10 protein-coding genes are annotated in these 10,620 nt (G+C 75.0%); 4 read left to right on the forward strand and 6 right to left on the reverse strand.

Going from position 1 to position 10,620, the window contains the following annotated elements; genetic code table 11:
• Positions 1-47: 47 nt before the first annotated feature.
• Together ACTT8P_RS36740 and ACTT8P_RS36745 are read right to left on the reverse strand one after the other, a co-directional pair.
• Entirely contained in the window at positions 48-710 is a 663-nt protein-coding gene (locus ACTT8P_RS36740) for a LuxR C-terminal-related transcriptional regulator (RefSeq protein ID WP_442836139.1), read from the reverse strand.
• Positions 711-981: 271 nt separating this feature from the next.
• Positions 982-1,668, reverse strand: coding sequence for a DUF3000 domain-containing protein (locus tag ACTT8P_RS36745; protein WP_442836140.1), 687 nt, complete (start codon positions 1,666-1,668; stop codon positions 982-984).
• A 185-nt stretch (positions 1,669-1,853) separates the two neighbouring features.
• On the opposite strand from ACTT8P_RS36745, the gene hemE reads away from it, so the two are divergent.
• Positions 1,854-2,921 carry a uroporphyrinogen decarboxylase gene (gene hemE, locus ACTT8P_RS36750; protein WP_442836141.1) on the forward strand — a complete coding sequence of 356 codons (1,068 nt, stop codon included), beginning with the start codon at positions 1,854-1,856 and terminating at the stop codon, positions 2,919-2,921.
• Between the two features lie 61 nt (positions 2,922-2,982).
• On the opposite strand, the gene ACTT8P_RS36755 is transcribed toward hemE, so the two are convergent.
• The gene (locus ACTT8P_RS36755; RefSeq protein WP_442836142.1) at positions 2,983-3,801 is read right to left on the reverse strand and encodes a rhomboid family intramembrane serine protease; all 819 of its coding nucleotides are present in this window, start codon (positions 3,799-3,801) and stop codon (positions 2,983-2,985) included.
• A 125-nt stretch (positions 3,802-3,926) separates the two neighbouring features.
• Here ACTT8P_RS36755 and ACTT8P_RS36760 point away from each other — a divergent pair, with 125 nt between their 5' ends.
• Positions 3,927-4,256: a hypothetical protein gene (locus ACTT8P_RS36760; RefSeq protein ID WP_442836143.1), complete on the forward strand. Its 330-nt coding sequence runs from the start codon at positions 3,927-3,929 to the stop codon at positions 4,254-4,256.
• A 6-nt stretch (positions 4,257-4,262) separates the two neighbouring features.
• Here ACTT8P_RS36760 and ACTT8P_RS36765 read toward each other — a convergent pair whose 3' ends face one another.
• Both ACTT8P_RS36765 and ACTT8P_RS36770 read right to left on the reverse strand, forming a co-directional pair.
• Positions 4,263-5,663 carry an FAD-dependent oxidoreductase gene (locus ACTT8P_RS36765; protein ID WP_442836144.1) on the reverse strand — a complete coding sequence of 467 codons (1,401 nt, stop codon included), beginning with the start codon at positions 5,661-5,663 and terminating at the stop codon, positions 4,263-4,265.
• Positions 5,664-5,691: 28 nt separating this feature from the next.
• The gene (locus ACTT8P_RS36770; protein ID WP_442836145.1) at positions 5,692-6,711 is read right to left on the reverse strand and encodes a DUF4349 domain-containing protein; all 1,020 of its coding nucleotides are present in this window, start codon (positions 6,709-6,711) and stop codon (positions 5,692-5,694) included.
• A 156-nt stretch (positions 6,712-6,867) separates the two neighbouring features.
• On the opposite strand from ACTT8P_RS36770, the gene hemG reads away from it, so the two are divergent.
• A complete protein-coding gene (gene hemG / locus ACTT8P_RS36775) occupies positions 6,868-8,337 on the forward strand; it encodes a protoporphyrinogen oxidase (RefSeq protein WP_442836146.1) in 1,470 nt (489 codons plus the stop codon).
• A 4-nt stretch (positions 8,338-8,341) separates the two neighbouring features.
• Positions 8,342-9,079 carry a hydrogen peroxide-dependent heme synthase gene (gene hemQ, locus ACTT8P_RS36780; protein ID WP_442836147.1) on the forward strand — a complete coding sequence of 246 codons (738 nt, stop codon included), beginning with the start codon at positions 8,342-8,344 and terminating at the stop codon, positions 9,077-9,079.
• 25 nt (positions 9,080-9,104) lie between these two features.
• Here the strand turns inward: hemQ and ACTT8P_RS36785 are convergent.
• Positions 9,105-10,620, reverse strand: a 1,516-nt coding sequence (locus ACTT8P_RS36785; RefSeq protein ID WP_442836148.1) for an alpha/beta hydrolase, incomplete at its 5' end; no start/stop codon positions are given.

The following is a 10,620-nucleotide window of genomic DNA, read 5'->3' on the forward strand; positions in this document are numbered from 1 at the left end:
CCGCCGGGGGGCACCTGGGGTGTTGTCGCGATAGGGAGTGGGTGGGGTCAGTGGATGATGCCGGTGCGCAGGGCGACCGCGACCATGCCGGCGCGGTCGCCGGTGCCGAGCTTGCGGGCGATGCGGGCCAGGTGGCTCTTGACGGTCAGCGCGGACAGGCCCATCGAGACGCCGATCGCCTTGTTGGACTGGCCCTCCGCGACCAGGCGGAGCACCTCGACCTCGCGGCCGGACAGTTCGCGGTAGCCGCCCGGGTGGTTCGGGGCACCCGGGGGGCGGCGGTGCAGCCGGGCGGCGGCGGCGCCGATGGGGGCGGCACCGGGCCGGGTGGGGAGCCCGACGTTGGTACGGGTGCCGGTGACGACATAGCCCTTGACACCGCCGGCGAGCGCGTTGCGCACCGCGCCGATGTCGTCGGCCGCGGAGAGGGCGAGGCCGTTGGGCCAGCCCGCGGCGCGGGTCTCGGACAGCAGGGTCAGGCCGGAGCCGTCGGGGAGATGGACGTCGGCGACGCAGATGTCGCGAGGGTTGCCGATGCGGGGACGAGCCTCCGCGACGGACGAGGCCTCGATGACGTCGCGCACACCGAGCGCCCACAGATGGCGGGTGACGGTGGAGCGGACGCGGGGGTCGGCCACGACCACCATGGCGGTCGGCTTGTTCGGGCGGTAGGCGACCAGGCTTGCGGGCTGCTCGAGGAGAACGGACACCAGGCCTCCTGGGTGCGGGGACGGGCGGTGCTTTCAAGGTCACAGTCGTCTTCGGCAGCAAACCTGTCGTCCTTTAGAGAATGATCACGATCTGGTGAGTAACAATCCGAGCAATTCGGACAGGCGGTCGACCATTCGAAGATCGAACGGTTTCGGAGTGCGTCACTACGCGCTCGAAAGTGGCCGTATCGACAAAGTGACCCGACCGGTTGCGGGGACAAAAGAGGGAGGGCAAGGCCGAAGCCTTGCCCTCCCCGCTCTCCGTGTGCCTCTACCGCGACTGCGGCCCCCGGCGCTGCGGCAGCGTCACCACCGACGCGTCGCCCGGACCGGCCGGCGGCAGTCCGCCGACCTGGGCCAGCAGGTCGCACCAGGCGCCCAGGTGCGCGGCGGCGTCCGGCACCCCGCCCAGGCCCTCGCGCGGCGTCCAGGAGGCCCGGATCTCGATCTGCGAGGCGGCCGGGCGGGCGGCCAGGCCGCCGAAGTAGTGCGAGCTGGCCCGCGTCACCGTGCCGCCCGCCTCGCCGTAGGACAGCCCGCGGTTCTGGAGAGCGCCGGTCAGCCAGGTCCAGCACACCTCCGGCAGCAGCGGGTCATTGGCCAGCTCCGGCTCCAGCTCCGCGCGCACCAGCGTCACCAGCCGGAAGGTGCCCTGCCAGGCGTCGTGCCCGGCCGGGTCGTGCAGCAGCACCAACCGCCCGTCCGCCAGATCCTCGTCGCCGTCGACGACCGCGGCCTCCAGCGCGTACGCGTACGGCGCCAGCCGCTGCGGCGGGCGGGTCGCCTCCACCTCGATCTGGGGCCGCAGCCGCGCCGCCCGCAGCGCGTCGACGGCGGACCGGAACGGCAGCGGAGCCGTATCCTCCGGATATCCGACGCCCTCCGCACCGTCCTTGATGTTGTTGGGTTCGTCCATTCCGCCCGTGCCGTCCGACAGTCGTCCCTGAGCCGCAGCCATGCGGGGAAGGTTAAGCGGAACGGCGCCCGGGCGCAGGGAGGACACCCGCAGCGGGGCGCGATGTCCGGATCACGCGGCGCGCGGACGGGGAGGGCGGCGCACGGGCCGGGCGCGGCGACGGGACCGCCCGCCCCGGTGCGCCCCGGGGGCCGGGACGGGCGCCGAAGCGTGCGAGACTTTCCGTCGTGAGTGCCAACGAGACCCCCACGGGCCAGCCGCCGACCGCCACGTACGACTCCGCCTTCCTCAAGGCGTGCAGGCGCGAGCCGGTGCCGCACACACCCGTGTGGTTCATGCGCCAGGCCGGCCGCTCGCTGCCCGAGTACCACAAGGTGCGCGAGGGCATCCCGATGCTGGAGTCCTGCACCCGGCCCGAGCTGGTCACCGAGATCACCCTGCAGCCGGTGCGCCGGCATGGCGTGGACGCGGCGGTCTACTACAGCGACATCGTCGTCCCGCTCAAGGCGATCGGCATCGACCTCGACATCAAGCCCGGCGTCGGCCCGGTCATCGACACCCCGGTCCGCACCCGCGCCGACCTGGCCCGGCTCCGCGACCTCACCCCCGAGGACGTCTCCTACGTCACCGAGGCGTTCGGGCTGCTCACCGCCGAACTCGGTGCCACCCCGCTGATCGGCTTCGCGGGTGCCCCCTTCACCCTCGCCAGCTACCTGGTGGAGGGCGGCCCGTCCCGCAACCACGAGCACACCAAGGCGCTGATGTACGGCGACCCGCAGCTGTGGGCCGACCTCCTCGACCGCCTCGCCGACATCACCGCAGCCTTCCTCAAGGTGCAGATCGAGGCGGGCGCCAGCGCCGTGCAGCTCTTCGACTCCTGGGTCGGCGCGCTCGCCCCCGCCGACTACCGCCGCTCGGTCATGCCCGCCTCCGCGAAGGTCTTCGATGCCGTGGCCGGCTACGGCGTCCCGCGCATCCACTTCGGCGTCGGCACCGGCGAACTCCTCGGCCTGATGGGCGAGGCCGGCGCGGACGTGGTCGGCGTCGACTGGCGCGTCCCGCTGGACGAGGCCGCCCGCCGGGTCGGCCCCGGCAAGGCACTCCAGGGCAACCTGGACCCGGCCGTCCTCTTCTCCTCCCAGGAGGCCGTCGAGGCCAAGACCGGCGAGGTGCTCGCCGCCGCCGAGGGCCTGGAGGGCCACATCTTCAACCTCGGCCACGGCGTCCTGCCGACCACCGACCCGGACGCGCTGACCCGCCTGGTCGCGGACGTGCACACCCGCACGGCACGCTGACGCGGTCCCGGCGGCCGTCGCGCCGAGCCTGATCGGCCGCCGGCACCGCAGCGGCGCGCGGTCAGGGCGCCCGCCGCGCCCGCCGCCCGAAGACCAGTCCGCGTGGCTCCGGCGGCGGGACGGTGCCCGGCTTCAGCGGCCAGGCCAGCAGCATGCCGAGCACGAAACCGACCACATGGGCCACGTACGCGACGGTCCCCGCGTCGGCGACGCCCTGGCCGGCCGAGTAGAACGCCTGGAGGACGAACCACAGGCCCAGCACGATCCAGGCCGGCAGCCGCAGCGGCAGGAAGATCAGGAACGGCACGAGGACCCAGACCCGGGCCCTTGGGTAGAGCACCAGATACGCGCCGAGGACGCCGGCGATCGCCCCGGAGGCGCCGATCAGGGGCGCCGTGGACGTGGTGTCCGTGAGGGCGAACCCGTACGCCGCCGCGTAGCCGCAGACCAGGTAGAACAGCAGGAACCGCAGGTGGCCCATGCGGTCCTCGACGTTGTTGCCGAAGACCCACAGGAACAGCATGTTGCCCAGCAGGTGCAGCCAGCCGCCGTGCAGGAACATCGCGGTGAGCACGCTCAGCTCGGGGGACTTGGCGTAGTCCGGCGCCGCGATCACGCACCCGGGGCCGTGCGGGCCCACCCCGGTGTCGCCGGTGGGCACCAGACGCGGCAGCCGGTGGTGGATCAGCTCCTGCGGGACGGCCGCCCAGTGGTCCAGGTACGCCTGGAGATGGCACTGCTGGGCCAGGCCGCCGGCGCCGGTGAGCGAGTCGGCCATGCCGGGCATGGACAGGAACACCGCGATGTTCGCGGCGATCAGCGCGTAGGTGACCCACGGGGTGCGGCGCACCGGGTTCACGTCATGGACGGGGATGACCACGGGATCACTTCTGCCCGGGACGCGGGCGGCGAATCGGCGGGCGCGCTGAACGCCGCCGTTCGGGTCCCCGTATCCCTCCTCGACCGTCCGTGGCGCGGTGCCGCGGGACGAGGGAGGAACAGGCGATGAACGACCGAGCGACTCCCGCGATGCACGCCCTGCCCGACGGCGAGGCCGAGATCGCGCTGGTACTGCGGCTGCCCTGGGAGGACGTCGCCCGGCTCGGCCAGGAGGCCGGGCGGCTGGCCGCGCAGCGGCAGCGGCCGGTGACGCTGGACGAGGCGGTGAGCCACCGGCTGCGCTCCGCGCGGAGCGCGGCGCACGCCCGGCCGGGCGCGCAGTCGGGGGAGCAGCCGGCCCCGGTGGTCGCCCCCGCGCCGGTGTCGTCGCTGCCGCCCCGGCCGCCGGGGGAGCAGGCGCGGCAGGCCATCGACCGGATCAACGGCACCGCGTGAACGCGCTCAGCCACGTCGCTCGACCGCCCGGGCCGCCTTGCGGGCGGCCACCAGCACCGGGTCCCAGACCGGCGAGAACGGCGGGGCGTAACCGAGGTCCAGGGCGGTCATCTGCTCCACCGTCAGGCCCGCGGTGAGCGCCACCGCCGCGATGTCGACCCGCTTGCCCGCGCCCTCCCGGCCGACGATCTGCACGCCCAGCAGCTTGCCGGTGCGGCGCTCGGCGAGCATCTTCACCGTCATGGGCGAGGCGTTCGGGTAGTAGCCCGCGCGGCTGGTCGACTCGATGGTGACCGCGACGAACTCCAGACCCACCCGGCGGGCGTCCTTCTCCCGCAGTCCGGTCCGGGCGATCTCCAGGTCGCAGACCTTGCTGACCGCCGTGCCGACCACGCCCGGGAAGGTGGCGTACCCGCCGCCCGCGTTGGTGCCGATGACCTGCCCGTGCTTGTTGGCGTGGGTGCCGAGCGCGATGTGCCGCTCCTGCCCGGAGACCAGGTCGAGCACTTCGACGCAGTCGCCGCCCGCCCAGATGTCCGCCTGCCCGCGCACCCGCATCGCACGGTCCGTCAGCAGCCCGCCGTAGTGGCCGACGGGGAGACCGGCGGCCCGCGCGAGCGACGTCTCGGGGGTCACGCCGATGCCGAGCACCACGACGTCCGCCGGGTACGTCGCGTCCGGGGTGACCACGGCACGCACCCGGCCGTCCGGGCCGGTGCGCACTTCGGTGACCTCGGTGTCGTTCACCATGGTGATGCCGAGGCCCTCCATCGCCTCGTGCACCAGGCGGCCCATGTCCGGATCGAGGGTGGACATCGGCTCCCGGCCGCGGTTGACGACCGTCACCTCGTAGCCCCGGTGGATCAGCGCCTCGGCCATCTCCACGCCGATGTACCCGGCGCCGACGACCACCGCGCGGCGGCCGCCCGCGCGGGCCAGCGTGTCCAGCAGCGCCTGCCCGTCGTCGAGGGTCTGCACGCCGTGCACCCCGGGGGCGTCCGCGCCCGGCAGGTCGGGCCGCACCGGCCGGGCGCCGGTCGCGACGACGAGCTTGTCGTACGCCGTCCAGGACTCGGCCCCGGAATCGACGGCACGCGCGCGTACCCGCCGGCCCGCCACGTCGATCTCCGTGACCTCGGTGCGCGTGTGCAGGTCGATGCCGCGGGCGCGGTGCTCCTCGGGGGTGCGGGCGATCAGCCGGTCCCGCTCGTCGACCTCGCCGCCCACCCAGTACGGGATGCCGCACGCCGAGTAGGAGCTGAAGTGGCCGCGTTCGAACGCCACGATCTCCAGCTCGCCCGGGCCCTTCAGCCGGCGGGCCTGCGATGCCGCGGACATCCCCGCGGCGTCGCCGCCGATGATCACCAGTCGTTCGCGCCCGCCTGCCCCGCCGCCGCTCATGTCCATGCGGACACGCTACGGGGCGGGGTACGGGTCAGTCCTCCTCGCCCTCCCGGTCCGCCCCCGGCGCCGGGCGGGCCGTCGGCAGCGGGCCCAGGGCGGTCGCGGTGGCGGCGGCCGGGCGGCGCGGCCGCCGGGGCCGCGGCACCCGCACCCACAGCAGCACCAGCAGCGCCGCCGCCGCCGCGAACGGCAGCACCGCGCCGAGCACCACGGCCAGCCAGCGCAGCATCGTCACGAACGCGTCCCAGCCGCCCGCCAGGGCGTCGGTGAACCCGGGATCGTCGTCCTCGCCCGCGCCGGCCGGCGCGGGCGACTCGGTCAGGGAGAGGGTGATGGTGGCCAGCGCGGCGCGGTCCTTCAGGGACGCCTGCCGGGCGAGCAGCGACTCCAGCTCCGCCTGCCGGCTGCTCAGTTCGCCCTCCAGCGTCACCACGTCGCTCAGCCGCTCCGCCCGGTCCATCAGCTCCCGGACCCGGGCCACGCTGGCGCGCTGCGAGGTGATGCGGCTCTCGACGTCCACCACCTGGTCGGTGACGTCCTGCGCCTTGGAGCTGCGGTCCAGGAGCTTGCCCGCGCCCTCCAGGCCGGCCAGCACCTTGTCGTAGGCGTCGACGGGCACCCGCAGCACCGCCTCGGTGTACTCGTGGTCCTCGTCGTCGCGTTCGGTGCTCTCCTCGCCGACGTAACCGCCCGCGTCCTCGGCGGCGGTCCGGGCCTCGGCGAGGGCCTTGGGCACGTCCTCGACCCGCACGGTCAGCGAGGCGGTGCGGATGATGTGGGTGGCGGGCAGCTTCACCGGCGCCGTCGCCCCGGCCTCCTTGCCGGCCCCGCCGCCGGCGCCCTGCGGCGCGCCCTGCCCGCCCTGCCCGCCCTGGCCGGCGTCGGCCGCCTTGTCGGCCGTGCTGCCCGCGCCGCTGTCGTCCGCCCCGGAGCAGCCGGTGAGCGCGAGGGCGGCGGCCAGCAGCAGGGCGGCCGGCGCCGTGACGGGACGGCGCGGGCAACGGCGTACGGGACGCCGTACGGAACGGTGTGGTGAACGGTGTGCGTGCATGCGGACCCCCGCGCTCTGGACGACTGATGCTCCTTCGACGCCGGGACGGGGCCGAACGTTGGCGCCCGCCGGTCCCGAACGGGTCACGGTCCGGACGCGGACCGGACACCGAGGGGGCCGGCGGGCGTTGTCAGTGGGGTCTGAGAAGGTGGTGGCATGTGTGCGAGTCGGACCCGTGCGGGCACGGGGCATGTCGTCGTCGTGGGAGCCGGGATCGCCGGTCTGGCCGCCGCCCACCGGCTGCTGGAGCGGGGCGCGCGGGTGACCGTGCTGGAGGCGTCGGACCGGGTCGGCGGCAAGCTGCTGCCCGGCGAGATCGCGGGCGTCCGGGTCGACCTGGGCGCCGAGTCGATGCTGGCCCGCCGCCCCGAGGCGGTCGGCCTGGCCCGCGCGGTGGGGCTCGGCGACCGGCTCCGGCCGCCGGCCACCGCGACGGCCGCGCTGTGGACCCGCGGCGCCCTGCGGCCCATGCCCAAGGGGCACGTCATGGGGGTGCCGGGCACCGCCGCCGCGCTGTCCGGGGTGCTGTCCGAGGAAGGGCTGGCCCGCATCGAGCGGGACGCCGAACTGCCCCGCACCGAGGTCGGGGACGACGTGGCGGTGGGCGAGTACGTGGCGGCCCGGCTCGGCCGCGAGGTCGTCGACCGGCTGGTCGAGCCGCTGCTGGGCGGGGTGTACGCGGGCGACGCGTACCGCATCTCGATGCGCTCGGCCGTCCCGCAGCTGTTCGAGGCGGCGCGGACGCACACCTCGCTCACCGAGGCGGTCCGCGCGATCCAGGGCCGCACGGCCGCCGCGCCCGGCCCCGGCGGCCCGGTCTTCATGGGCATCGAGGGCGGCATCGGCACCCTGCCCCCGGCGGTCGCCGAGGCGGTCCGCGCCCAGGGCGGCGAGATCCTGCTGAGTACGCCGGTGACGGAGCTGCGCCGCACCGCCCCGGACGGCGGCTGGCGGATCGTCGCCGGCGACCGGGTGCTGGCGGCCGACGCCGTGGTGGTCGCCGTCCCCGCCCCGGCCGCCGCGTCGCTGCTGCGCGCCGAGGCGCCCGCCGCGGCGGCCGAGCTGGCCGCCGTGGAGTACGCCTCCATGGCGCTGATCAGCCTCGCCTACCGCCGCGCGGACGCCGCCGCGCTGCCCGAGGGCAGCGGCTTCCTGGTGCCGCCGGTCGACGGACGCACCATCAAGGCGGCCACCTTCGCCTCCCGCAAGTGGGGCTGGATCGACCGCGCGGACCCGGAGCTGGTCGTGCTGCGCACCTCCGTCGGCCGTCACGGCGAGACGGAGATCCTCGGCCGCGACGACACCGGCCTGGTCGCCGCCGCCCGGCACGACCTCGAGCAGGCCACCGGCCTCACCGCCGCTCCGGTCGCCACCCGCGTCACCCGTTGGCACGACGGCCTGCCGCAGTACCCGGTCGGCCACCACGCGCGGGTGGTCCGCGTCCGCGAGCACGTCGCGAAGCTCCCCGGCCTCGCGGTGTGCGGCGCGGCCTACGACGGCGTCGGGATCCCGGCGTCCGTCGCCAGCGCCCACGCGGCCGTCGACCAGCTGCACGGCGACCTCACCGGTGTGCAGGAACTCACCGCCCACCCGGTGCCGAGCCCGCACGGCGGGGCGGGAGAATAAGGCCATGAGTGACGACGCCACCACCCCTGCCGCCGAGCGCATCCCCAACAAGGGCAAGCTGGCCAAGGACCTCAACGAGGTCATCCGCTACACCCTCTGGTCCGTCTTCAGGCTGAAGGACACGCTTCCCGACGCCGCCGCGCGGTCCGGGTACGCCGACGAGGTCCAGGAGCTGTTCGACCAGCTCGCCGCCAAGGACGTCACCGTCCGCGGCACCTACGACGTGTCCGGGCTGCGCGCCGACGCCGACGTCATGATCTGGTGGCACGCCGAGACCAGCGACCAGCTCCAGGAGGCGTACAACCTCTTCCGCCGCACCAGGCTGGGCCGCGCGCTGGAGCCGGTCTGGTCGAACATGGCGCTGCACCGGCCGGCCGAGTTCAACCGCGCGCACATCCCGGCCTTCCTCGCCGACGAGACGCCGCGCGACTACATCAGCGTCTACCCGTTCGTGCGCTCCTACGACTGGTACCTGCTGCCCGACGAGGACCGCCGCCGGATGCTCGCCGACCACGGCAAGATGGCCCGCGGCTACCCCGACGTGCGGGCCAACACGGTCGCCTCGTTCTCGCTGGGCGACTACGAGTGGATCCTCGCCTTCGAGGCCGACGAGCTGTACCGGATCGTCGACCTCATGCGCCACCTGCGCGGCTCCGAGGCGCGCCGGCACGTCCGCGAGGAGGTCCCGTTCTACACCGGCCGCCGCAAGGACCTGCCGGAGCTGGTGGCCGGGCTGGCCTGAGCGCGCGGGCGGCGGGCCGCTCCGGTCAGCTCTCCGGGGCCGGCCTCGGCGCCGGGCGCGGGGCGCAGGACGCGTCCCGCGCCGGAAGCCGGCCCTCCAACAGGTACGCCTCCACGTGGCCGTTGACACACGCGTTCGGGCCGCCCGCGATGCCGTGGGTGCCGGCGTCCCGCTCGGTGACCAGCACCGAGCCGGCCAGCCGGCGCCGCAGCTGAAGCGCCCCGGCGTAGGGCGTGGCCGCGTCCCGCTCGGCGGCCAGGATCAGCACCGGCGGCAGCTCGCCCGGCGCGGTCCGCACGTCCAAGGGCCGCTGCCGGGGCGCCCGCCAGTAGGCGCACGGCAGGTTGGTCCACACGTTGTCCCAGGTCTCGAACGGCGCCCGGCGCGCCAGCCGGGTGTTGTCCCGGTCCCAGACCTCGAACTCGGTCGGCCAGGGCGCGTCGTTGCACTCGACGGCCGTGTACACCGCGCTGGAGTTCTCCGCCCCCTCGGCCGCCTCCGGATGCGGCCCGGCCAGCTCCACCAGCGGCTCCGGGTCGCCCTTCAGATAGGCCGACAGCGCCCGCGCCCGGTGCGGCCAGTGCTCGTCGTAGTACCCGGCCCGCAGGAACGAGCCCTGGAGCTGGGCCGGTCCGACCGTGCCGCCGGCCGGCCGCTCGGCCAGCAGCCCGCTCGCCCGCTCGTAACTGCCCCGCACCTCGCGCGGGGTGTCGCCGAGCCCGTACACGTCGTCGTGGGCGGCGATCCACTTGCGGAAGTCCCGCCAGCGGTGCTCGAACGCCGCCGACTGTGCGAGGTTGTTGCGGTACCAGATCATCTCCGGGCCGGGATCGACCACCGAGTCGAACACCATCCGCCGCACCCGCCCCGGGAACAGCTCCGCGTACAGCGCGCCGAAGTACGTCCCGTACGAGGCACCCATGAAGGTCAGCTTCCGCTCGCCCAGCGTGGCGCGGATCACCTCCAGGTCCCGGGCGTTGTTCAGGGAGTGGTAGTGCCGCAGCGCGTTACCCGCCCGCTCGGCGCAGCCACGGGCGTACGCCGCGGCCTCGGCGGCCCGCTCCCGCTTGTACGCGTCCGAGGGCTGCTCCGGAGCGGGCCGGGGGCCCTTGAAGAAGCGTTTCGGGTCCTGGCAGGACAGCGGCGCGGACGGGGCGACCCCGCGCGGCGCGTAGCCGACCAGGTCGTACGCCGCCGCCAGCCGCTTCCACTCGGGGACCATGCCGATCAGCGGGAAGTGCAGCCCCGAGGCGCCCGGTCCGCCCGGGTTGTAGACCAGCGCGCCCTGCCGGGGCACCGCGCGCCCGCCGTCCCCCGGGGCCTTGCCGGTGGCCCGGACCCGGCCGACGGTCAGCTCGATGTGCCGGCCGTCCGGGTGCGCGTAGTCGAGCGGGACGGTGACGGTCCCGCACTTCATGGTGCCCGGCAGCTCCTCCGCGTCCGGGCAGTCGCCGAACCTGATGCCGGCCGCGGCGGCGCGGGCGGCGGCCACCTCGGTGCCCTGGCGCTCGGCCGCCCCGGCCGGCGGCTCGGGCGAGCCG

Origin of the sequence: Streptomyces sp. JW3 (genome assembly GCF_052216785.1) — a bacterium.
In the GTDB taxonomy this organism is placed as follows: Bacteria; Actinomycetota; Actinomycetes; order Streptomycetales; family Streptomycetaceae; genus Streptomyces.